Source organism: Klebsiella scottii (assembly GCF_036561945.1).
In the GTDB taxonomy this organism is placed as follows: Bacteria; Pseudomonadota; Gammaproteobacteria; order Enterobacterales; family Enterobacteriaceae; genus Klebsiella; species Klebsiella scottii.
Genome location: NZ_JARXNI010000020.1, coordinates 2150256 through 2173166 on the forward strand (window position 1 = coordinate 2150256; position 22911 = coordinate 2173166).

General features: G+C 57.6%; 19 protein-coding genes. 5 read left to right on the top strand and 14 right to left on the bottom strand.

Annotation, left to right across the window (positions count from 1 at the left end; genetic code table 11):
• The first annotated feature begins 239 nt into the window (after window positions 1-239).
• Window positions 240-3686: a transcription-repair coupling factor gene (gene mfd / locus QFI97_RS17770; RefSeq protein ID WP_346431712.1), complete on the top strand. Its 3447-nt coding sequence runs from the start codon at window positions 240-242 to the stop codon at window positions 3684-3686.
• A gap of 162 nt (window positions 3687-3848) precedes the next feature.
• On the top strand, window positions 3849-4811 hold the full coding sequence (gene ldtC, locus QFI97_RS17775; RefSeq protein WP_346431713.1) for a L,D-transpeptidase LdtC: 963 nt from the start codon (window positions 3849-3851) through the stop codon (window positions 4809-4811).
• A gap of 462 nt (window positions 4812-5273) precedes the next feature.
• On the opposite strand, the gene bhsA is transcribed toward ldtC, so the two are convergent.
• A complete protein-coding gene (bhsA, locus tag QFI97_RS17780; RefSeq protein ID WP_095096452.1) occupies window positions 5274-5531 on the bottom strand; it encodes a multiple stress resistance protein BhsA in 258 nt (85 codons plus the stop codon).
• Window positions 5532-5781: 250 nt separating this feature from the next.
• Between bhsA and QFI97_RS17785 the strand changes: the two genes are divergently transcribed.
• Both QFI97_RS17785 and QFI97_RS17790 read left to right on the top strand, forming a co-directional pair.
• Window positions 5782-6417 (top strand): TetR/AcrR family transcriptional regulator, encoded by a 636-nt coding sequence (locus QFI97_RS17785; protein ID WP_346431714.1) that lies wholly within the window; start codon window positions 5782-5784, stop codon window positions 6415-6417.
• 254 nt (window positions 6418-6671) lie between these two features.
• A complete protein-coding gene (locus QFI97_RS17790; protein WP_095096449.1) occupies window positions 6672-8858 on the top strand; it encodes a TonB-dependent siderophore receptor in 2187 nt (728 codons plus the stop codon).
• Between the two features lie 55 nt (window positions 8859-8913).
• Here the strand turns inward: QFI97_RS17790 and QFI97_RS17795 are convergent, their stop codons facing one another.
• The 8 genes from QFI97_RS17795 to hinT form a co-directional block, all read right to left on the bottom strand.
• Window positions 8914-9453 (bottom strand): glycine zipper 2TM domain-containing protein, encoded by a 540-nt coding sequence (locus QFI97_RS17795; protein WP_052698707.1) that lies wholly within the window; start codon window positions 9451-9453, stop codon window positions 8914-8916.
• A 261-nt stretch (window positions 9454-9714) separates the two neighbouring features.
• On the bottom strand, window positions 9715-11019 hold the full coding sequence (locus QFI97_RS17800) for an NAD(P)/FAD-dependent oxidoreductase (protein WP_346431715.1): 1305 nt from the start codon (window positions 11017-11019) through the stop codon (window positions 9715-9717).
• Between the two features lie 236 nt (window positions 11020-11255).
• On the bottom strand, window positions 11256-11798 hold the full coding sequence (gene ycfP, locus QFI97_RS17805) for an alpha/beta hydrolase YcfP (protein WP_095096443.1): 543 nt from the start codon (window positions 11796-11798) through the stop codon (window positions 11256-11258).
• A 36-nt stretch (window positions 11799-11834) separates the two neighbouring features.
• Window positions 11835-12845 (bottom strand): beta-N-acetylhexosaminidase, encoded by a 1011-nt coding sequence (gene nagZ / locus QFI97_RS17810; protein WP_157349077.1) that lies wholly within the window; start codon window positions 12843-12845, stop codon window positions 11835-11837.
• Between the two features lie 28 nt (window positions 12846-12873).
• Complete coding sequence (thiK, locus tag QFI97_RS17815) at window positions 12874-13689, bottom strand: thiamine kinase (RefSeq protein ID WP_346431716.1); 816 nt, start codon at window positions 13687-13689, stop codon at window positions 12874-12876.
• A complete protein-coding gene (gene lpoB, locus QFI97_RS17820; protein WP_189339837.1) occupies window positions 13670-14305 on the bottom strand; it encodes a penicillin-binding protein activator LpoB in 636 nt (211 codons plus the stop codon). Before lpoB ends, thiK begins: the two co-directional genes overlap by 20 nt.
• Before the next feature lie 21 nt (window positions 14306-14326).
• Window positions 14327-14701: a YcfL family putative periplasmic lipoprotein gene (locus tag QFI97_RS17825; RefSeq protein WP_045854851.1), complete on the bottom strand. Its 375-nt coding sequence runs from the start codon at window positions 14699-14701 to the stop codon at window positions 14327-14329.
• A 3-nt stretch (window positions 14702-14704) separates the two neighbouring features.
• A complete protein-coding gene (gene hinT / locus QFI97_RS17830; RefSeq protein WP_041144975.1) occupies window positions 14705-15061 on the bottom strand; it encodes a purine nucleoside phosphoramidase in 357 nt (118 codons plus the stop codon).
• Between the two features lie 362 nt (window positions 15062-15423).
• Here hinT and fhuE point away from each other — a divergent pair, with 362 nt between their 5' ends.
• Window positions 15424-17607: a ferric-rhodotorulic acid/ferric-coprogen receptor FhuE gene (gene fhuE / locus QFI97_RS17835; protein ID WP_346431717.1), complete on the top strand. Its 2184-nt coding sequence runs from the start codon at window positions 15424-15426 to the stop codon at window positions 17605-17607.
• Between the two features lie 115 nt (window positions 17608-17722).
• On the opposite strand, the gene ptsG is transcribed toward fhuE, so the two are convergent.
• The 5 genes from ptsG to yceG all read right to left on the bottom strand — a co-directional run bounded on the left by ptsG (window position 17723) and on the right by yceG (window position 22911).
• Entirely contained in the window at window positions 17723-19156 is a 1434-nt protein-coding gene (ptsG, locus tag QFI97_RS17840; RefSeq protein ID WP_095096426.1) for a PTS glucose transporter subunit IIBC, read from the bottom strand.
• 304 nt (window positions 19157-19460) lie between these two features.
• On the bottom strand, window positions 19461-20246 hold the full coding sequence (locus QFI97_RS17845) for a metal-dependent hydrolase (protein WP_346431718.1): 786 nt from the start codon (window positions 20244-20246) through the stop codon (window positions 19461-19463).
• A gap of 10 nt (window positions 20247-20256) precedes the next feature.
• Entirely contained in the window at window positions 20257-21261 is a 1005-nt protein-coding gene (gene holB / locus QFI97_RS17850; protein ID WP_346431719.1) for a DNA polymerase III subunit delta', read from the bottom strand.
• Window positions 21258-21899, bottom strand: a complete 642-nt coding sequence (gene tmk, locus QFI97_RS17855; RefSeq protein ID WP_095096417.1) for a dTMP kinase — start codon at window positions 21897-21899, stop codon at window positions 21258-21260. The genes holB and tmk overlap by 4 nt, the downstream gene beginning before the upstream one ends.
• Window positions 21889-22911, bottom strand: a complete 1023-nt coding sequence (gene yceG, locus QFI97_RS17860; protein WP_346431720.1) for a cell division protein YceG — start codon at window positions 22909-22911, stop codon at window positions 21889-21891. Before yceG ends, tmk begins: the two co-directional genes overlap by 11 nt.

Below are 22911 nucleotides of genomic sequence, written 5' to 3' on the forward strand. Positions count from 1 at the left end.
TCAACCGGATATTTGATATGTCAGTTCTTATCTATCAGAATCTTTCCCCGCAGCCGAACTTCCTTTTGTCATTCGGGTTGGCGAATTAAGGCCAATCGCGGATAATCAGAGGCATTGAATATCAGCGATTTGCCCTTACATCGTAGAGCGAAACACTCAGAGCCTATTGCGGTAGGCGTACTTTGCTGGCAAATAAAAAAGCCTAATGGGATAGGCTCTAAGGGATCCTGACAACCGCTATGTCTCAACAATATCGATACTCACTGCCGGTGAAACCCGGCGATCAGCGGCAGCTCGGCGAATTAACCGGCGCGGCCTGCGCGACCCTGGTCGCGGAAATGGCCGAACGTCACGACGGCCCGGTGATCCTCGTCGCCCCCGATATGCAAAACGCCCTGCGCCTGAATGATGAAATTCGGCAGTTTACCGACAGCATGGTCATCGCCCTGGCGGACTGGGAAACCCTGCCCTACGATAGCTTCTCGCCGCATCAGGATATTATCTCTTCCCGGCTGGCGACCCTTTATCAATTGCCGACCATGCAGCGCGGCGTGCTGATCGTGCCGGTCAGCACCTTGATGCAGCGCGTTTGTCCGCATAACTACCTGCACGGCCACGCGCTGGTGATGAAAAAAGGCCAGCGCCTGTCGCGGGATACCCTCCGCGAGCAGCTGGATAGCGCGGGCTATCGCCATGTCGATCAGGTTATGGAGCACGGCGAATACGCGACCCGCGGCGCCCTGCTCGACCTCTACCCGATGGGCAGCGAACAGCCCTATCGCCTCGATTTCTTCGATGATGAAATCGACAGCCTGCGTCTGTTTGACGTTGACAGCCAGCGCACGCTCGAAGAGGTGGCGGCGATCAATCTGCTGCCGGCCCACGAATTCCCGACCGATCAGACCGCCATCGAGCTGTTCCGCAGCCAGTGGCGCGATCGCTTCGAGGTCAAGCGCGATGCCGAACATATTTATCAGCAGGTCAGCAAAGGCACCCTGCCTACCGGCATCGAATACTGGCAGCCGCTGTTTTTCAACGAGCCGCTGCCGCCGCTGTTCAGCTACTTCCCGGCGAACACGCTGATCGTCAATACCGGCGAGCTGGAAGCCAGCGCCGAACGTTTCCAGAGCGAAACGCGCGCCCGCTTTGAAAGCCGCGGCGTTGATCCAATGCGCCCGCTGCTGCCGCCGGAGCTGCTCTGGCTGCGCAGCGCAGAGCTGTTCAGCGAGCTGAAAAAATGGCCGCGCGTGCAGCTAAAAACCGACCGCCTGGCGGAGAAAGCGGCCCATACCAACCTCGGCTATCAGAAGCTGCCGGATCTGGCGATTCAGGCGCAGAACAAAGCGCCGCTGGATAACCTGCGCCGCTTCCTCGAATCCTTCACCGGCCCGGTTATCTTCTCGGTAGAGAGCGAGGGCCGCCGCGAAGCGCTGGGCGAAATGCTGGCGCGCATTAAGGTTGCGCCGAAGCATATCCGGCGTCTTGAAGAGGCAACCGGCAGCGGCCGCTATCTGATGATCGGCGCCGCCGAGCACGGCTTTATCGATAGCCCGCGCGGCCTGGCGCTGATTTGTGAAAGCGATCTGCTGGGCGAGCGCGTGGCGCGCCGACGTCAGGATTCGCGGCGCACCATCAATCCCGATACTCTGATTCGCAACCTCGCGGAGCTGCACATCGGTCAGCCGGTGGTGCACCTTGAGCACGGCGTTGGCCGCTATGCGGGAATGACCACCCTCGAGGCCGGCGGCATCAAGGGTGAATACCTGATGCTCACCTACGCCAATGACGCCAAACTGTACGTGCCGGTCTCCTCGCTCCATCTGATTAGCCGCTATGCCGGCGGCGCGGAAGAGAGCGCCCCGCTGCATAAGCTCGGCGGCGACGCCTGGGCGCGAGCGCGGCAAAAAGCGGCGGAGAAGGTGCGCGACGTGGCGGCGGAGCTGCTGGATATTTACGCCCAGCGCGCGGTCAAATCCGGGTTTGCGTTTAAGCACGATCGTGAACAGTATCAGCTCTTTTGCGACGGCTTCCCGTTTGAGACCACCCCCGATCAGGCACAGGCCATCAATGCGGTGCTGAGCGATATGTGCCAGCCGCTGGCAATGGACCGTCTGGTCTGCGGCGACGTGGGCTTTGGTAAAACCGAAGTTGCGATGCGTGCCGCCTTCCTGGCGGTAGAAAACCATAAGCAGGTGGCGGTGCTGGTGCCGACGACCCTGCTCGCTCAGCAGCACTTCGACAACTTCCGCGATCGCTTCGCCAACTGGCCGGTGCGCATCGAAATGTTGTCTCGCTTCCGCAGCGCCAAAGAACAGGCGCAGATTCTGGAACAGGCGGCCGAGGGCAAAATCGATATACTGATCGGCACCCATAAGCTGCTGCAAAGCGAAGTGAAGCTGCGCGATCTTGGGCTGCTGATCGTCGATGAGGAGCACCGCTTTGGCGTGCGGCATAAAGAGCGCATCAAGGCCATGCGCGCCGATGTCGATATTCTGACGCTCACCGCGACGCCCATCCCGCGCACCCTGAATATGGCCATGAGCGGCATGCGCGATCTGTCGATTATCGCCACCCCTCCGGCGCGCCGTCTGGCGGTGAAAACCTTCGTGCGCGAGTACGATGCGCTGGTGGTACGCGAGGCCATGCTGCGTGAAATACTGCGCGGCGGCCAGGTTTACTATCTCTACAATGACGTAGAAAACATCCAGAAAGCCGCCGACCGTCTGGCCGAGCTGGTGCCCGAAGCCCGTATCGCCATCGGTCACGGGCAGATGCGCGAACGCGAGCTCGAGCGGGTGATGAACGATTTCCACCACCAGCGCTTTAACGTGCTGGTCTGCACCACCATTATTGAAACCGGGATCGATATTCCTACCGCCAATACGATCATCATCGAGCGCGCCGATCATTTCGGCCTTGCTCAGCTGCACCAGCTGCGCGGGCGCGTCGGGCGTTCACACCATCAGGCCTATGCCTGGCTGCTGACTCCGCATCCGAAGGCGATGTCCACCGATGCGCAAAAGCGTCTGGAAGCGATCGCCTCGCTGGAGGACCTCGGCGCCGGGTTTGCCCTGGCAACCCACGATCTGGAAATTCGCGGCGCCGGCGAGCTGCTTGGCGAGGACCAGAGCGGGCAGATGACCACCATCGGCTTCTCGCTGTATATGGAGCTGCTGGAGAACGCCGTTGATGCGCTGAAGGCCGGGCGCGAGCCGTCGCTGGAAGATCTCACCAGCCAGCAAACGGAGGTCGAACTGCGCATGCCGTCATTGCTGCCGGACGACTTTATCCCGGATGTAAATACCCGACTCTCGTTCTACAAGCGCATCGCCAGCGCCAAAAGCGAGCACGAGCTGGAAGAGATCAAGGTTGAGCTCATCGACCGCTTCGGCCTGCTGCCGGATGCGGCCAGAAATCTGCTGGATATCGCCCGCCTGCGCCAGAAGGCGCAAAAGCTTGGCATCCGCAAGCTGGAGGGGAATGAAAAAGGCGGCATCATTGAGTTTAATGAAAAGAACCACGTCAACCCGGTGTGGCTGATTGGCCTGCTGCAGAAACAGCCGCAGCACTTCCGCCTTGACGGGCCGACGCGCCTGAAGTTTATGCAGGATCTCGCCGAGCGTAAAACGCGTATGGACTGGGTTCGTCAGTTTATGCGCCAGCTGGAAGAGAACGCCGTCGCCTGACCGTGACCGGGAAAATGGATGCGGTGATATTCATCGTATCCATTTTTCACCTGACACATTCAGCAAACTTTACAAATGTTTTGCAATCCACCAAGGTTTCCCCACACTCCCCCACGCCATAATTTGGCTCTGTTTTCGTAGAAAAATAACCACTTACTTATTATGGTCATAAACTCTTCGCGTATCTCTCTGTGGCTGACGCTGTTTGCCGTTGTCGCCGCGCTGGCGCTTCCGGCCCGCGCTAACACCTGGCCTTTACCGCCGCCGGGCAGCCGCCTGGTGGGGCAAAACCAGTTCCACGTGGTGCAGAATAACGGCGGCTCGCTGGAGGCCATTGCCAAAAAGTATAACGTTGGTTTTCTGGCGCTCCTGCAGGCCAACCCCGGCGTCGACCCCTACGTTCCCCGGGCGGGCAGCGTGCTGACCATTCCGCTGCAGACGCTGCTGCCGGACGCGCCGCGCGAAGGGCTGGTGATTAATCTCGCCGAACTTCGTCTTTACTACTACCCGCCGGGCAAGAATGAGGTGACCGTCTACCCTATCGGTATCGGCCAGCTCGGGGGCGATACCCTCACGCCAACGATGGTGACTACCGTGTCAGATAAGCGCGCCAACCCGACCTGGACGCCGACGGCCAATATTCGCGCACGCTATAAGGCGATGGGTATCGAACTGCCAGCCGTGGTTCCCGCCGGGCCGGATAACCCGATGGGGCACCACGCGATCCGCCTGGCGGCCTACGGCGGCGTCTATCTGCTGCACGGCACCAACGCCGATTTCGGTATCGGTATGCGCGTGAGCTCGGGCTGCATTCGCCTGCGCGATAATGATATTAAGACGCTGTTCAATAAAGTGACCCCCGGGACCAGGGTCAATATCATCAACGCGCCGATTAAGGCCTCCGTTGAGCCAAACGGCAGCCGGCTGGTAGAGATTCATCAGCCGCTGTCAAAGCATCTTGATGACGATCCGCAGACGCTGCCAATCGTGCTTGATGCGGCAATGCAGGCCTTTAAGCAGGCGCAGCTGACCGACCAGCAGGTCATGGATCGAGCGATCGAACTGCGCTCGGGTATGCCGATTGACGTCACCCGTCACCACCCGAACGCCGGGCAGGCGCTGTAATCGCTATCTTCTGCCTGACAGTGCAGTGCTATTCCGTTCGCCCTACGCCAGGCAGAACATGTCTGCCGGGCGCCAGGTGACCGGGTTAAGGGGAAGACAGCCGTCTTCCCCTTAACAATCCTCGCGGTACGCCTTTCCCTCAGTACGGGTTCATCAGCGCGAAAATGGCGGCTGAAACGACCGAATCATCAGCCTCAAAGGCGCGGAGAGATTGCCCTGGCATACACGAGGAAACAGTTATCCCGCGCAGCAGAAAATTCCCGTCATCGGCTTAACCGACAGGTTCTTTATGGCGCTTTGTTTGGGGGATAGCTGAGCATTCAGACAGCGAGTCGCGGTCCCATAAGGGGGTGGACCGCTTCGCAATATTGGCACAACAGGGGGAACAGCTTACTGCGTACTACCGCGGCCTGATAAAGGGGTCAGAACCGCGTTTGTCAGTGGCATGACAGAGGGAACAACTTATTTGTAGATAACCGCAGTCCCGTGCAGGGTGTTAGGACCGGTTACCGACGTAATGCGGAATGAAGTCGCGCCCATTTCTTCAGCTTTCTGCGCCAGCTGATCTTCCAGAGAACCCAGGTTGGTGCCGGCGGAAGCGGAAACGGTGCCGATTTTTTGCTGGCCAGCAGGAGTGGATTGCACTTCAACGGCGGCAAAACTAGCGAAAGAGAGCGAGCTCAGAACGGCAGCGAGGGTCAGCGTTTTGATGTTTTTCATGATTATTATACCTATGCAGATGATTTTTTTAGTAGGGTCGTAAGAATTAACTTAACGATCGATAGGTAAATAATAATGTGACCCACATCACACGTCAACGCATTTTTATAACGATCGTTTAATTATTTATAAACAACTTAAAATTCATATATATATGAATTATTTATTTTTGGACTGACTCTGCTGGCAGGTTATGTCGTTTATTTTTATAATGGCCTCTCAACAAACCAACATAGGTACAGGCGGCATCATGACAACTGACGTTCAAAGTTGCACAAAAAAAAGCCGTGGCCGACCTAAAGTGTTCGACAAGGAAGCGGCGCTGGATAAGGCCATGGCACTGTTCTGGCAGCATGGGTATGAGGCAACCTCCCTTGCCGATCTGGTGGAAGCCACCGGGGCAAAGGCCCCTACGCTCTACGCCGAATTCGTCAATAAAGAGGGGCTGTTTCGCGCGGTGCTGGATCGCTATATTTCGCGTTTTGCCGCCAGACACGAAGCGCAGCTGTTTGCCGAAGAGAAGTCCGTCGACCAGGCGCTGCGGGACTATTTCACCGCGATAGCCACCTGCTTCACCAGTAAAGACACCCCGGCGGGCTGCTTTATGATCAATACCTCCGCGGCGCTGGCAGCCTCCTCTACCGATATCGCCAACACCATTAAGTCGCGGCACGCTATGCAGGAGCAGACCCTGACCCAGTTCCTGCAGCAGCGCCAGCTGCGCGGTGAGCTCCCGGAAAATGGCGACGTTCGCCAGCTCGCGCAGTTCTTAAGCTGCGTGCTGCAGGGTATGTCGATCAGCGCTCGCGAAGGCGCCGATTTCACTAAATTGATGCAAATTGCCGACACCACCCTGCGCCTGTGGCCGCAAATCCTCCAGCACTAATCCGCTCCCCTGTCCGGTGACGTAAGTCACCGGGCCTGCGTTCCCCCTCCGCCTTAACCCCAATTTTACTAATGTTTTCACATCCTTAAGTGTTAATTTGTTGTAAATGATATTGATAACAATAATCACTACGTGCAGAATTCGCATTTGAGTTTTTACAATTTATTTCACCCTGTAACAATCGGTGCACCCGCGCCGAAAAAATAAAACAACAACGCTTACAACCAAGCCGTTAACTCATAAAAGGAATGCGAATGAACACGCGTCTCTGGGTTCTTAACCCACTGCTGCTGGCCACCACCCTCCCCGTCTTTACCACCCAGGCGGCCGAAGAAAATCTTATCGTTAGCGCCAACCGTACGCACCGTACCGTTGCCGAAATGGCGCAGACCACCTGGGTTATTGAGGGTCACGAAATTGAACAGCAGGTTCAGGGCGGCAAGGAATTCAAAGATGTGCTGGCGCAGCTCATTCCAGGCATCGACGTCAGCAGCCAGGGGCGGACGAACTACGGCATGAATATGCGCGGTCGCGCCATCGTGGTGCTGATCGACGGCGTACGGCTTAACTCCTCCCGCACCGACAGCCGTCAGCTGGACTCGATCGACCCGTTCAATATTGAGCATATCGAGGTCATCTCCGGCGCAACTTCGCTGTACGGCGGCGGCAGTACCGGCGGCCTGATTAATATTGTGACCAAAAAAGGCCAGCAGGATCGTCAGGTCGATCTCGAACTGGGCGGCAAAACGGGTTTTGCTAACAGCAACGACCATGATGAACGCGTGGCGGCAGCGGTGAGCGGCGGTACCGAGCACGCCTCCGGCAGATTATCGGTGGCTTATCAACGCTTCGGCGGCTGGTATGACGGCAATAACGATGCGCTGATCCTCGATAACACCCAGACCGGTTTGCAGCACTCCGACCGCCTCGACGTGATGGGTACTGGCACCATCGACATTGACGACAATCGTCAGCTCCAGCTGGTGACGCAATACTACAAAAGCCAGGGCGACGACTACGGCCTGTACCTCGGGAAAAATATGTCGGCGGTGACCGGTGACGGCAAGGCCTACACCACCAACGGGCTGGATTCCGACCGCGTCCCCGGCACCGAGCGTCATCTGATCAGCCTGCAGTATTCCGATGCCGACTTCTACGGCCAGAATCTGGTCAGCCAGATCTACTATCGCGACGAATCCCTGACCTTTTACCCCTTCCCGACCCTCGCTAAGGGCCAGGTCAGCAGCTTCTCCTCCTCGAAGCAGGATACCGATCAGTACGGGGCCAAAATTACCCTCAACAGCCAGCCGCTGGACGGCTGGGATCTGACCTGGGGGCTCGATGCCGATCATGAAACCTTCAACGCCAACCAGATGTTCTTCGACCTCAACGAATCGATGGCCTCCGGCGGGCTGAACAATCAGGCCATCTACACCACCGGCCGCTACCCGGGCTACAGCATCACCAATCTCGCCCCGTTCCTGCAGAGCAGCTATGACCTGAACGATATCTTCACCCTCAGCGGCGGCGTGCGCTACCAGTGGACGGAAAACCGGGTTAATGATTTTGTCGGCTACGCGCAGCAGCAGGACGTCGCCAACGGTAAAGCCAGCTCGGCGGATGCCATTCCTGGCGGGAAAACGGATTACGATAACTTCCTGTTTAACGCCGGGATTGTCGTCCACATTACCGACCGTCAGCAGACCTGGTTTAACTTCTCCCAGGGCGTCGAGCTGCCTGATCCGGGTAAATACTACGGCATTGGTAAATACGGCACCGCCGTTAACGGCAACCTTCCGTTGCTGTCGAGCGTCAACGTCGGGGACTCGCCGCTGCAGGGGATTAAAGTCAACTCTTACGAGCTGGGCTGGCGCTACACCGGCGACAACCTGCGTACGCAGCTGGCGGCCTACTACTCTACGTCGGATAAAACCATCGTCGTCAACCGCACCGATATGACGATTGACGTTGAGTCCGATAAGCGTCGTATTTACGGCGTTGAAGGGGCGGTGGATTACGCCTTCCCGGAGAGCGACTGGAGCACAGGAGCTAACTTCAACGTTCTGAAATCACAGGTGAAGAGCGACGGCAGCTGGCAGAAATGGGATGTGACCCTGGCCTCTCCGTCGAAAGCCACCGCCTGGGTCGGCTGGGCGCCGGACCCGTGGTCGCTGCGCGTGCAAACTCAGCAGGTGTTCGATCTTAGCGACGCCAGCGGCAACAAGCTTGATGGCTACAACACCGTCGACTTTATCGGCAGCTACGCGCTCCCGCTGGGTAAGCTCACCTTCAGCATCGAAAACCTGCTGAACGAAGACTACGTTACCATCTGGGGCCAGCGCGCACCGCTGCTTTACAGCCCAACCTACGGCAGCAGTTCGCTGTATGAGTACAAAGGCCGTGGCCGCACCTTTGGTCTGAACTACGCCCTGAGCTTCTGATAAAAAAAGCCCCTCATCCTGAGTGATGAGGGGCAAACATCAATAAACGTCTTTTTTACGCTTTGTTATTCAGAATCAGCTGACCGTTGCTATCCAGCGGAATTTGCGTGCCGGGGTCATGTTCCATGCGAATCTTGCCCTGCTGTCCGCCGATTTTGTAAGTGACGTCATAGCCCAGCATTTTATCCGATTTGTCGTACACCGTTTTGCAGCGCTGCTGCGTCGTGGTGTAGGTATCGCCTTCCTGCATCGATCCCTGAATCTGGTTACCGGCATAGCCGCCGCCCAGCGCGCCCACTACGGTGGCAACGCTGCGGCCACGGCCGCCGCCAAACTGGTGGCCGATAACCCCACCGGCAACCGCGCCGAGCACCGAGCCGGCAATCCGGTTTTCATCCTGCACGGGACGACGATGGGTGACGGTGACGTTGCGGCACTCCTGACGCGGCGTTTTAACACTTTCTTTTATCGGTGTACTGGAGACCACCTGCGCATACTGCGGTCCACGATCCAGTACGTTCAGACCGGCGACAGCTGCCACGCCCAGCGCGGCAGCCACGCCAATCCCTATACCCGCCAACATTGATTTATTCACGGGGCATCCTCCTTTGTTGCTGATAGCGATAATTTTGCTATCTACCCGGGGAGCTTGCAAATCAGAAAGCGGATGAAAAATGCGAGGATCTGCAGCAAACAGCGGGGATTCAGAGGAATCCGAGAGGATATAGCGAATATTACAGAAGGATATTCCAGGTAACCGCCCGGCAGCGCGTTATCCGACCGGGCGGCGGCTCGCCGCGCTCCGCAACCCGGAGAAGGCGTTAACGCCGTCATCCGGGAGCAGAGCGCCCGAGAATTAGTGCAGCTTCAGGCGCGGACGAATGATGCGGTTGATGCGCCCCACCAGCATCATCAGGCCGGTTTTAAAGTAGCCGTGCAGCGCAATCTGGTGCATGCGGTACAGGGAGATGTAAACGAAGCGCGCAATACGGCCTTCGATCATCATTGAACCGCGCATCAGGTTGCCCATCAGGCTGCCGACGGTCGAGTAGTTGGAGAGCGAAACCAGCGAACCGTGATCCTTATAAGTATAAGTTTTCAACGGTTTGTTTTTCATCTGCGCAAGGATGTTATTCAACGCGCAGGTTGCCATCTGGTGCGCGGCCTGCGCGCGCGGCGGCACGAATCCGCCTTCCGGACGGGCGCAGGAAGCGCAGTCGCCGATGGCATAGATATCCGCATCGCGGGTCGTTTGCAGCGTCGGCTCGACCACCAGCTGGTTGATGCGGTTGGTTTCCAGACCGCCGATCTCTTTCATAAAGTCCGGCGCCTTAATCCCGGCAGCCCATACCATCAGATCGGCATTAATAAACTCGCCGTCTTTGGTGTGCAGGCCGTTAGCATCGGCGCTGGTGACCATGGTTTTTGTCAGCACCCGCACGCCGAGCTTGGTCAGCTCGCTGTGTGCGGCGCCGGAAATACGCGGCGGCAGCGCCGGCAGAATACGCTCCCCGGCCTCAACCAGAGTGACGTTCAGCGCTTCGTTGGTCAGCCCTTTGTAGCCGTAGCTATGCAGCTGCTTAACCGCATTATGCAGCTCGGCAGAAAGCTCAACGCCGGTGGCCCCGCCGCCGACGATAGCAATATTCACTTTGCCGTTGGCGCCGAGATCCGCGGAGTATTTCAGGAACAGGTTCAGCATTTCCTGATGGAAACGACGCGCCTGGTGCGGGTTGTCGAGGAAAATACAGTTATCTTTAACGCCCGGCGTATTAAAGTCGTTAGAGGTACTGCCCAGCGCCATGACCAGCGTGTCGTAAGGCAGCTTACGCTCGGCCACCAGCAGCTCGCCCTTTTCGTCACGCAGTTCGGAAAGCGTGATGGTTTTTGCTTCGCGGTTGATATCCGCGACGGAACCGAGCTGGAACTGGAAACCGTGATTGCGGGCATGAGCCAGGTAGCTCAGCGCATCTACACCTTCGTCGAGCGAACCCGTTGCCACTTCATGCAGCAGCGGTTTCCACAGATGGCTATGGTTGCGATCCACCAGGATGATTTTCGCTTTTTTGCTACGGCCCAGCTTTTTACCCAACTGAGTAGCCAGTTCCAGTCCGCCGGCACCGCCACCAACGATTACTATTTTTTTCAATGGTGTAGTCACGTGACCCCCTAAAATTATTAACCAATTGTTAATTAAAAGTTATATAAATAGCCTTTAATTAACAACAAGTTACAGCATTGAAACCATTCAGCGAAATCGAGAATAACATGAACGGTTCATTGGTCATACCAAAATTGATATGCATCAAGTTTTACCGCACATTTTTTGTGCAAGCAATCACAGAATGGATAAAAAAAGCCCGCGGTGCGTTCACACAGCGGGCTGGAGGGAGGCGATCAGCCGAGGGTCTTAAAGGCCTTTATCCGCTGCAGATGCGGGGAGATACTCTTGAATTTATGACTCTGCTCGTTATCCCAGATAATTTCATAGTAGTGATGCAGCAGCTCAGCGGAACGCTGGCTGTCCAGCGCTTCATCCTTGCGGGAAAGCATCACCAGGCAACGATCGCGATTTTTTTCACGGAAGTTATTCACGCACTTGGTGGCGATATCCGCGTACTCTTCCGGCCGATCGATCTTCCCTTCCATGTTCTCATCGGGAAACAGGTTCGGGTTAAAAATCGCCTGGCGGATATCGCAGAGGAAGCCAATTCGTTCCGCCCAGTAGCCGCCCAGACCAACGCCGCAAATCAGCGGCCGATCGTCGGCGTTGAGCTGCAGCATCTTATCGACCTCTTTTAACAAGTGCTGCATGTCATGCTTCGGATGCCGCGTACTGTAGCTAATCAACCGCACGTCGGGGTCGATAAACTGCAGCTGCAGCACCTTCTCATGGTTACCGGGGCTGTTAGAGTCAAAACCGTGTAAATAGATAATCATCGTATCCTCACCAGACAACAACGCCCTTCAGGTTTGCTACGCGGACTTCGCCTCTTGCCAACGCGCGTGGAGCTGCTCCAGCTGCGCGTTGACCGCCTTCCAACGGGCGGAATCCCTTAGTTCCTGACGGGTAAAGGAACCTTTATGATACAATTTCGTAACACGCTCTGCTTTGATCGGCGACAGGTTATCCAGCACGCTGACCGCACCCTTACGATTATTACAGACCAGGATCATATCGCAACCCGCGTCCAGGGAAGCCTGCCCGCGCTCGGCGTAGCTGCCCATAATCGCCGCGCCTTCCATCGACAGATCGTCGGAGAAAATCACGCCGTCAAAGCCTAACTCCCCGCGCAGCACCGTCTTCAGCCAGTGCGCCGAGCCGCTGGCCGGACGCGGGTCGACGTCGGTGTAAATAACGTGGGCAGGCATAATCGCATCAAGCCGCTGCTCCGCAACCAGCGTGCGGAAAACGGCCATATCCCGGGCGCGAATTTCCGCCTCAGCGCGCGGGTCGCGCGGCGTCTCTTTATGAGAATCCGCGGTTACCGCCCCGTGGCCCGGGAAATGCTTCCCGGTCGCTTTCATTCCCGCTTCATGCATACCGTCAATAAAGCAGCGCGCGATGGCCAGCGCCTTCTCGGGATCGTCATGATAGGAGCGCTCGCCGATGGCGGCGCTAATGTGGCCGACGTCGAGCACCGGCGCAAAGCTGATATCAATATCCATAGCGATCATTTCGCTGGCCATCAGCCAGCCGGCCTGCGCCGCCAGCCTGCCGCCCTCTTCCATCCCCAGCAGTGCGGCAAAGGACTGCGCGGCCGGCAGGTGGGTAAAGCCCTCGCGAAAGCGCTGCACGCGCCCGCCTTCCTGATCGACCGCGATCGCCAGATGATTGCGCGAAGCTTCGCGGATCTGCCGCACCAGCTCGCGCAGCTGCGCCGGATCGTGATAGTTGCGGGTGAAGAGAATCAGCCCTCCAACCAAGGGATGCGCGAGGATCTCCCGCTCTTCCGCATCCAGTTCAAAACCTTCGACATCCAACATTACCGGACCCACACTGACCTCTCTTATATTATTTGTCTAACTGACGCCAGGCCGCATCTGCCAGGGCGATAAACTGCCGGTCGCCGGTTTGCTGCCAGCGACGCTCATACCAGCCTACCATTAGCATCAATACCCACGGGCGCCAGCGCTGAATTTGTCGCCACAGCTGGCGCTCATTAATGTTCGCCTGTCGGGCGTACTCCGCTGCCAGCTGCCGATGCTGCGCGGAATCAATCCACACGGCAGCAAGCTCCAGCGCAATATCGCCGTCGCCGGCATATTCCCAGTCGATCAGCCGCAGCCCGCCCTCGGTATGGACAAGATTGCCCGCATGCACATCCATATGTAGCGGCGCCAGGCGCAGCGGGCGAGGCTCTCCGCGCCGTAGCAGGCGCTTATACCAACGCAGCCAGAGCGGGGTTCGTCGCGAGCGGTCGCTCTGCTGCCAGTAGTGTTCCAGCAGCGGCGCCAGCGCGATACGCCAGCCCAGGCGCGGCTGCTGGTGCAGATGATACAACACCCCGGCCAGCTGCGGGCCCGGCGGAAGCGCGCTTTTCATTTCTCCGACGCAATATTCCACCACCATCCAGCGCGGCGAGTAAAAAACTGGCGACGGTGCAAGCGTATCCGGCATCCGGGATAACGCGCGATATTGACGAAGGAAATCGCTGGCGGGCGCGGCAGGATCGTGCGGCTGGCGTAGTACCAGCCGCCGGGTGCCGTTGCTGATAATGCAGCTACCGCCGCTCAGACCGGCAAAGGCCGGATCGTCGAGCGGCGAATAGCGGGGGAAAAAGCGCGACAATACCTCATCGCGCGTAAGCTTACTGTTGCTGAACTGCACCTTTACCTGACCAAATAATCTCGCCGGTTTGCACCAGCATCAGCTGCATCTTCAGCTCAGGTGAATTGACGTTGCCGGTGGCATTAGAGTAGAGCACGTACTGCGCGCCAACGGTGCGCGCGATGCCCATCGCTTTGCTGCGGCTACCGAGGCTATCCTGCGGCGACAGGCCAAGCTGCTGTTTCGCTACGCCGAGCTGCTGCGGCGAGACCAGCGTAAACTTGCCGTTTCCCGTCAGCGCATTGCGCAGGGCCGCGGTCGCGTCGCCGGCGTTCAACGTCCCGTTAGTGCGGTTGTTGACGCTATCGACCAGCAGAATGCTGCCCGCATTCACGCCCCCCGCCTGCAGCATCTGCCCGACCATCGGCTGCACCGCGCCGTTCCAGTCATAGTGGCGAACGCGCGGCGTCGGCTGCGTCGGCTGCTGTTCATGCTCAATCGGCCCAGGCTGCGCCGGCACTGCCGGAATGCCCGGCACGGTCGGCACCGTAGGCTGCGGCTGCGCAGGCTGTTCCGGCTTCGGCTGCGCCTCCCCTACCGGCGCGGGTTCCTGACGCTGCCCGACGCACCCGGCAAGGAATATCGCCAGTGCTGTGATCAACGCATAGCGACACATTTTAATCATCACAATTACCTCTTACAGATAAAGATAAAGTCGGGCCTTGTGCGCCCCCAAAATATTCGCGCTACCGTAAAGCGTCACGGATGAGCGTGCGGGCACCGTTATGCTGCGGGCCGGCTCCAGCGGGTGCATCTCCAGTCCTCTGGCGTCATACCAGAAAAATCGGTAATGCACGACGATCGGCTCCTGGCGTTCGTTGAACAGCCTTGAAGTCGCGGTGGCCTGAATCTGTGAGGCGGTGACCTCAGGCGCATCGGCGCTGATACCTGCGGCTAAGACGTTAGACTCCATCACCAGCGTCTGCTGTTCTCCCACCGGAATTTCCGCGTGAGAACCGCAGCCGGCCAGCAGCGCCGCCGCCAGAAGAGTGCCGAAATGAGCTGCGCGCATTGATTAGCCTTTGTGAGCCAGCATTGGACCCAGCGGGCGACCGCCCAGCAGGTGCATATGGATATGGTAAACTTCCTGGCCGCCGTGGCGGTTACAGTTGACGATCAGACGATAGCCATCGTCGGCAAGGCCTTCATCACGCGCAATTTTCGCCGCGACGGTCATCATCCGTCCCAGCGCCAGCTCGTGCTCCGTGGTGACGTCGTTGACGGTAGGAATCAGGATATTGGGGATAATCAGAATATGGGTCGGCGCCTGTGGAGAAATATCGCGAAAGGCGGTAACAAGCTCATCCTGATAAACAATATCCGACGGGATCTCCCGGCGAATGATTTTGCTAAAAATCGTTTCTTCTGCCATGACTGATTCCTTATTAATTTTTATACCGTGCTCTGGCCTGCCTCTGCAGATAAACGCGGATGCACAGGATTCATCTAAGAGTATGAGCGAGTTACTCCCCCTCTTTCAACCCGAATGCACTTTTTCTTACGCGGCGGCGGGCCTGGCTGATGACGGATTAAGCATATCCCGGATCGGGACCCGCCGCCGACGCCGATAAACGCCATTTTGACCGCCATTCTTACCTCTGTTTACACATTAAATATAAATGCGTATATTTCTCATTTGTATTCACTATGTGGTTACAGCGCACTTCAGGAATGGTTCGACCGCGGCCAAAGAGCCTCGGCGTATAACGATTGTCTCCTAATTAAGGGTTAATAATGTCTTTCACTACCAGCTTACGGGATGGTCGCCGCGCGCCGTCTCTACTCGCCGTCGGCATTGCGTTGGCGCTCCACCCCGCCCTCGGCATTGCCGCCGGTACGACCGACGACACCATCATTGTAGAAGGGACAACGCCAGCCGGCGTCGGCGAACAGCAGCAGGATTACAGCGTTAAAACCACGTCAGCCGGAACAAAAATGCTGATGACCCAGCGCGATATTCCGCAATCGGTCAGCATCATCAGCGAGCAGCGGATGCAGGATCAGCAGCTGCAAACCCTTGGCGACGTCATGGACAACACGCTCGGGATCAGCCGCAGCCAGGCGGACTCCGATCGCAGCAGCTATTACTCCCGCGGTTTTCAGATAGACAACTATATGGTTGATGGTATTCCAACCTATTTTGAATCCCGCTGGAACCTGGGGGACGCGCTCTCCGATACCGCGCTCTTTGAGCGGGTTGAAGTCGTGCGCGGCGCCAACGGTCTGATGACCGGTACGGGCAACCCCTCCGCTTCAATCAATATGATTCGTAAACATGCCACCAGCCGGGAATTTAAAGGTAATCTTTCGGCGGAGTACGGCAGCTGGAACAAGCAGCGCTACGTCGCGGACGTGCAGAGCCCGCTGACCGAGGACGGTAACGTCCGGGCGCGCATCGTCGCTGGCTATCAGAATAATGACTCCTGGCTCGATCGTTACAACAGCGAAAAAACGTTCTTTTCCGGCATTCTCGATGCCGACCTTGGCACCTCAACCAGCCTCTCCGCCGGCTACGAATACCAGCGCATCGACGTCGACAGCCCAACCTGGGGCGGCCTGCCGCGCTGGAATACCGACGGCAGCAAGAACCACTACGATCGCGCCCACAGCACCTCTCCGGACTGGGCCTATAACGATAAAGAGTTCAACAAAGTCTTCGTCACGCTGAAGCAGCGCTTTGCCGATACCTGGCAGGCGACCATGACCGCGACGCACTCCGAGGTCAAATTCGACAGCAAAATGATGTACGTCGATGCGTACGTCAACAAAGAGACCGGCATGCTGGTCGGCCCATACGGCAACTATGGCCCAGGCTATGACTACGTTGGCGGGACGGGCTGGAACAGCGGCAAACGTAAAATCGATGCCGTAGATCTGTTTACCGATGGCGGCTTCGATCTGTTCGGGCGCCAGCATAACCTGATAGTCGGCGGCAGCTACAGCAAACAAAATAATCGCTATTTCAGCTCCTGGGCCAACGTGTTCCCGGATGAAATCGGCAGCTTTAATAACTTCAATGCGGGGAGTTTCCCTGAAACGAACTGGGGCCCGCAAAGCCTCGCCCAGGACGACACCACCCGGATGAAGTCCCTATATGCCGCGACGCGCTTCTCCCTGGCCGACCCGCTGCACTTAATTCTCGGCGTGCGCTATACCAACTGGCGTATCGACACCCTCTCCTACAGCATGGAGAAAAACCATACGACGCCGTACGCCGGCCTGGTTTACGACATTGATGATAACTGGTCGACCTACGCCAGCTACACCTCAATCTTCCAGCCGCAGAACGTCCGCGACAGCTCGGGTAAATATCTGACGCCGATCACCGGCAACAACTATGAGCTTGGCCTGAAATCAGACTGGATGGACAGCCGTTTGACCACGACGCTGGCCGTGTTCCGTATCGAACAGGATAACCTGGGGCAGTCTACCGGAACCCCGATTGCCGGCAGCAACGGCGATACGGCCTACAAAACCGTCAACGGTACGGTGAGTAAAGGCGTCGAGTTCGAAGTTAACGGGGCGATTACCGATAACTGGCAGATGACCTTCGGGGCCACGCGCTATGTCGCGGAAGATAATGAAGGCAACGCGGTGAACCCGAACCTGCCGCGTACCAGCGTCAAAGTGTTCACCAGCTATCGTCTGCCGGCGATGCCCGAGCTGACCGTTGGCGGCGGCGTGAACTGGCAGAACCGGGTCTATAAAGATACCGTCACGCCGTACGGTACCTTCCGCGCGGAACAAGGCAGCTACGCGCTGGTTGATTTATTCAGCCGCTACCAGGTCACCAAAAACTTCGCCTTACAGGGTAATATCAACAACCTGTTCGATAAAACCTACGATACCAACATTGACGGCTCGATTGTTTACGGCGAACCGCGCAACTTCAGCATCACCGCCAGCTATCAGTTCTGATTTATCCTCAGCGCTGACCATAAAAAAACCAGGGAGCCAGCCGGCTCCCTTTTTACTCGCTGAATCCATTAAAAAAGGCAGCCATTCGGCTGCCTTAGTCTCCCCACATCACAACTTAGTTAGCGCGGATGTACTCATCCATTTCAGTTTTCAGGTTATCGGATTTAGTCCCGAAGATTGCCTGAACGCCTGAACCTGCAACGACCACACCGGCAGCGCCCAGTTTTTTCAGGCCAGCCTGATCAACTTTCGCTACGTCAGCCACGCTAACGCGCAGACGGGTGATGCACGCATCAAGGTTAGTGATGTTTTCTTTACCGCCGAACGCCGCGATCAGGGCCGGAGCCATTTCGCTGGTTGCGCCCACTTTGCTGTCTTCAGTTGAATCTTCGCGACCCGGAGTTTTCAGGTCCAGCGCTTTAATCAACACGCGGAAGACAACGTAGTACACGATCGCATAGCAGATACCGACAATCGGGAACAGCCACAGCTTACTGCTGTTGCCGGACAGAACGATAAAGTCGATCAGACCGTGGGAGAACGAAGTACCGTCACGCATACCCAGCAGGATACAGATCGGGAATGCCAGACCTGCAAGAATTGCGTGGATAACGTAAAGGATCGGCGCAACGAACATGAAGGAGAACTCGATCGGCTCGGTAATACCGGTCAGGAACGAGGTCAGCGCCGCGGAGATCATGATACCGCCCACTTTCGCGCGGTTTTCCGGTTTAGCGGAGTGCCAGATAGCGATAGCAGCAGCCGGCAGACCGTACATTTTGAACAGGAAGCCGCCGGACAGTTTGCCCGCAGTCGGGTCGCCTGCCATGTAGCGCGGGATATCGCCGTGGAAGACCTGACCCGCCGCATTGGTGTATTCGCCAATCTGCATCTGGAAAGGAACATTCCAGATGTGGTGCAGGCCAAACGGTACCAGGCAACGCTCAATGAAGCCGTAGATACCGAACGCCACAACCGGGTTCTGGTACGCAGCCCACTGAGAGAAGGTCTGGATAGCAGTACCGATCGGAGGCCAGATGAAGGAGAGGATCACGCCGGTGAAAATAGCGGCCAGACCGGAGATAATCGGCACAAAACGCTTGCCCGCAAAGAAGCCCAGATACTCTGGCAGCTTGATGCGATAGAAGCGGTTGAACATGTATGCCGCGATTGCGCCGGAAATAATACCGCCGAGTACGCCGGTATCAGCCAGGTGCTTAGCCGCAATCTCTTCAGCAGGTAGATGCAGAACCAGAGGGGCAACAACCGCCATGGTTTTCACCATGATGCCGTAAGCAACGACCGAAGCCAGCGCGGATACGCCGTCGTTATTGGTGAAGCCAAGCGCCACACCGATAGCGAAGATCAGCGGCATATTAGCGAATACCGAACCGCCTGCTTCTGCCATGACGTGGGAAACGACTTCTGGCAGCCAGCTGAAGTTTGCGGAACCGACGCCCAGCAGGATACCTGCGATAGGCAGCACGGAGACCGGCAGCATCAGCGATTTACCGACCTTCTGCAGGTTAGCAAATGCATTCTTAAACATAATTGAGAGTGCTCCTGAGTATTTGGTACTTTTTTACGTTTTCACGCATTGGCACGGGGGGAGAACCGTGCCGTGGACAGGACATCTAAGCGCCCTTTATTTATTACACAGAGTAAAATAATTGGCGGAATGATTGTTTGACGGCTATCACGTTTCAATCAGTCGGCGTGGGAAAGTTTACATCAACTTACATAAGCTGTATCTAAATGTAACCAAAAGCACGTCACCGCCCCTTTTGTGGCGGTGAACTTTACTCGCTTTAAGTATTAATTACGAGCCTTAAAATAATAGGAAGATCGGCAGGTTACAGGCGGGAGGGGTCGATATGGAACAATCTGGCGAAATTATCGGTGGTCTGCTGCGCCAGCTGCTCCAGCGAAACGCCCTTCAGAACCGCCATGTATTCGGCAACGTCACGAACCATCGCCGGCTGGTTCTCTTTACCACGATGGGGAACCGGCGCCAGGTAAGGCGAATCGGTCTCCACCAGCAGGCGATCGAGGGGAACGTAGCGCGCGGCGTCGCGCAGCTGTTCGGCGTTACGGAACGTGACAATACCGGAAAACGAGATATAGAACCCCATGTCCAGCAATTTACCCGCTGTCTCTCTATCCTCTGTGAAACAGTGTAGTACGCCGCCGCAATCCGTCACTTTTTCTTCCCGCAAAATTGTCAGCGTATCGGCCCGCGCGTCCCGGGTGTGCACAATCACCGGCTTGTTTAGCTCACGACCGATGCGGATATGATCGCGGAAGGACTCCTGCTGGCGGGGCATGGTTTCCGGGGTGTAAAAATAGTCCAGCCCGGTCTCCCCCATCGCCACCACGCCCTCTTCCGCGGCCAGCTGGCGCAGCTCGCCGACGTCGTACGCTTCATCCTGGTTGAGCGGATGCACGCCGCAGGAGAAAACCACGTTGTCACGCCGCCCGACCAGCTCGCGCATCCCGCGATATCCCGGCAGCGTCGTGGCAACGGCAAGGAAGAACTTCACGTCACGCGCAGCGGCTTTCACCAGCACATCGTCCACGTCTTTATGCAGGGTTTCATAATCCAGGCCATCAAGATGGCAGTGGGAGTCGACTAAAAACATAATGTCTCGCTCAGAGGTGGAAAACGGGGAGAACCGCCCCAGGTTGCAGGTAATGTTCCCAGCGCAGAAGGCGCTCGGTTAGCAGCAGTTCGCGGTTGACGCCGACCACGCTCAGCAGCTGCTCGCGGCAGGCGCTGACGTCCCGCGCAATAGCCTGCAGGCGGCTGGCCGGCAGCGCATGCGCCAGCTGGTTTATCAGCGTCCAGGCATCGGGGTTGCTCACCAGGGCGATCCCCTGCTGCCTTTTTTGCGCATCCAGCAGCAGCGATGCCAGCCAGTGCAGGCGAACGGCGGCCTGTTCATGATTCAGAATCGGCAGCAGCGTTAGCCAGTCGCCGTCGGTTAGTACGTTTGCCAGAGTCTGGATTAGCTGCTGCCGGGAGGCCCAGCGGCTCTCCTCAAGCAGTTCCAGCGCCGCCGCTGGCGCATTGGCGCTCAGGCGCAGCGCGGCCAGCAGCGCGTTTTGCTCCAGCCTCACCTCGCGCTCCAGCCACGCCAGACCATAGGATTCAGCAGGCGGAGCAAGATGATACAGGCGGCAGCGGCTGCGCAGCGTGGCCAGCAGCCGCGCCGGCTCCTGGCAGGCGAGGAAGAACCAGGTATTTTCCGGCGGCTCTTCCAGCGTCTTCAGCAGGGCATTCGCCGCCGCATCGGTCAGCAGCGCCGCGTCGCTAATCCACACCACCTTGGCGCCGCCGAGGCGCGAGCGTTCGTAGAGCTTTTCATTCACTTCGCGAACGGCGTCAATGCCGAGGGCGCTTTTTCCCTTCTCCGGCACCAGCGTGTAGTAATCAGGATGCGTACCGGCCTGCATCAGCTGGCAGCTATGGCAGTGGCCGCAGCTTTTGTGTCCTTCCGGCTGTCGGCACATCAGGTAGCGGCACAGCGCGTAGAGCAACGCATCGCCACCCATTCCCGGCAGGGCCTGCAGCAGTAGCGCATGGTGACCCCGCCCGGCCTGATAGCTGGTGACTAATTGCTCGAAAGGCGGGCGTAACCACGGATACCATTTCATGCGCGCTGCTCCGCCACCCACTGGCTGATAACTGCGCGGATATCGCGCGCGACCGCTTCCAGCGGCTGGGTGGCATCAATGGTGCGGATCGTCGGGTCCTGCGCCGCCAGCTCAAGGTAGCGCGCGCGGGTCCGGTTGAAGAAGTCCAGCGACTCCTGCTCAATACGATCGAGCTCGCCGCGCGCGCGCGCGCGCTTGAGGCCCACCGCAGGCGTCACGTCGAGATAGAGCGTCAGGTTCGGACGAAAATCGCCGAGCACCGCGTCGCGCAGCGTCGCCAGCATCGTCTGGTCAATGCCGCGTCCGCCGCCCTGGTACGCCTGGGTCGAGAGATCGTGGCGGTCGCCAATCACCCACTGTCCGCGGGCCAGGGCCGGCTTAATTACCGTTTCCACCAGCTGAACGCGGGCGGCATAAAACATCAGCACTTCGGCTTTATCATTAATCACTTCATCGCCGGTGGACTGGATATCGAGAACCAGGCTGCGCAGTTTCTCGGCAAGGATGGTGCCGCCCGGCTCGCGGGTAAACAGCAGATCGCTGACGCCGGATTGCTCCAGCGCCTCTACCACCAGGTTACGTGCGGTGGTTTTTCCTGCGCCCTCCAGGCCTTCGATAACGATGTAATTACTGCGCATTTTTTTCCTTAAGAACTTTTAAATAATCCTGAACCGAGCGGTTGTGGCTGGACAGATTGGTATTAAACGTATGCCCGCCCTTACCGTCAGCGACAAAATAGAGGTACGGCGTTTTCGCCGGATGCGCGGCGGCGGTCAGCGAGGCCTCTCCGGGCGCGGCGATCGGCCCCGGCGGCATGCCGCTAATCACATAGGTATTATAGGCCGTCGGAGTTTCGAGATCCCTGCGCGTCAGCTTGCCATTATAACCCTCACCCATGCCGTAAATCACCGTCGGGTCGGTTTGCAAACGCATACCGATACGCAGGCGGTTGATAAATACCGACGCCACGCGGTCGCGCTCTTCCGGCACCGCCGTCTCTTTTTCGATAATTGACGCCATGGTCAGCAGCTGGTTTTGATCCTGGTACGGCAGGTTATCCATCCGCCCTTCCCACGCTTTGTCCACCTCGGCGACCATCTTCTGATGCGCCCGCTTGAGGATCGCCACATCGCTGGTATTGGCGGTATACATCCAGGTATCCGGCCAGAACCAGCCTTCCACCCAGTCCGGGTGTTCAAGATCGAGCGTTTTCGCTACCGTTTCATAGCTGTCGTCGGCCAGCGTATGCTTGACATACGGCGCGTCGCGCAGCTGGCGCAGATAGTCGCTCACCCGCATTCCCTCAACGAAACGCAGCGGGAACTGGGCCTCTTTGCCGCTGCCAAGCAGCTGGAGCATTTCGCGCACCGTCATTTTCGGCGTGAAGCGGTAGGTACCGGCTTTGAAGTGCGACAGCTCCGGCTCAATCCGCAGCAGCCACTGGAAGACGCGAGGCCGGTTGATAACCTTATCACCGTACAGCTGCTGACCCAGCGCGATGCGCCCTGTGCCGGCTTCAAGGGTAAAGATGGTATCTTCTTTGATAAGCAGCTTGCTGTCAGCGAGCTGGCGGACTTTCCACATGCCCACGCCTGCGGCAATGCCGAACACCACTAACAACAGCAGGATAAAACGTAACATTTTCTTCAT

Coding starts and splice junctions, on each gene's coding strand:
- QFI97_RS17785 (WP_346431714.1), top strand. CDS start 5,782: ATGACAACTGACGTTCAAAGTTGCACAAAAAAAAGCCGTGGCCGACCT.
- ycfP (WP_095096443.1), bottom strand. CDS start 11,798: ATGATTATCTATTTACACGGTTTTGACTCTAACAGCCCCGGTAACCAT.
- lpoB (WP_189339837.1), bottom strand. CDS start 14,305: ATGTGTCGCTATGCGTTGATCACAGCACTGGCGATATTCCTTGCCGGG.
- tmk (WP_095096417.1), bottom strand. CDS start 21,899: ATGCGCAGTAATTACATCGTTATCGAAGGCCTGGAGGGCGCAGGAAAA.
- hinT (WP_041144975.1), bottom strand. CDS start 15,061: ATGGCAGAAGAAACGATTTTTAGCAAAATCATTCGCCGGGAGATCCCG.
- ldtC (WP_346431713.1), top strand. CDS start 3,849: ATGGTCATAAACTCTTCGCGTATCTCTCTGTGGCTGACGCTGTTTGCC.
- mfd (WP_346431712.1), top strand. CDS start 240: ATGTCTCAACAATATCGATACTCACTGCCGGTGAAACCCGGCGATCAG.
- holB (WP_346431719.1), bottom strand. CDS start 21,261: ATGAAATGGTATCCGTGGTTACGCCCGCCTTTCGAGCAATTAGTCACC.
- QFI97_RS17825 (WP_045854851.1), bottom strand. CDS start 14,701: ATGCGCGCAGCTCATTTCGGCACTCTTCTGGCGGCGGCGCTGCTGGCC.
- bhsA (WP_095096452.1), bottom strand. CDS start 5,531: ATGAAAAACATCAAAACGCTGACCCTCGCTGCCGTTCTGAGCTCGCTC.
- ptsG (WP_095096426.1), bottom strand. CDS start 19,156: ATGTTTAAGAATGCATTTGCTAACCTGCAGAAGGTCGGTAAATCGCTG.
- yceG (WP_346431720.1), bottom strand. CDS start 22,911: ATGAAGAAAATGTTACGTTTTATCCTGCTGTTGTTAGTGGTGTTCGGC.
- QFI97_RS17845 (WP_346431718.1), bottom strand. CDS start 20,246: ATGTTTTTAGTCGACTCCCACTGCCATCTTGATGGCCTGGATTATGAA.
- fhuE (WP_346431717.1), top strand. CDS start 15,424: ATGTCTTTCACTACCAGCTTACGGGATGGTCGCCGCGCGCCGTCTCTA.
- nagZ (WP_157349077.1), bottom strand. CDS start 12,845: ATGTTGGATGTCGAAGGTTTTGAACTGGATGCGGAAGAGCGGGAGATC.
- QFI97_RS17790 (WP_095096449.1), top strand. CDS start 6,672: ATGAACACGCGTCTCTGGGTTCTTAACCCACTGCTGCTGGCCACCACC.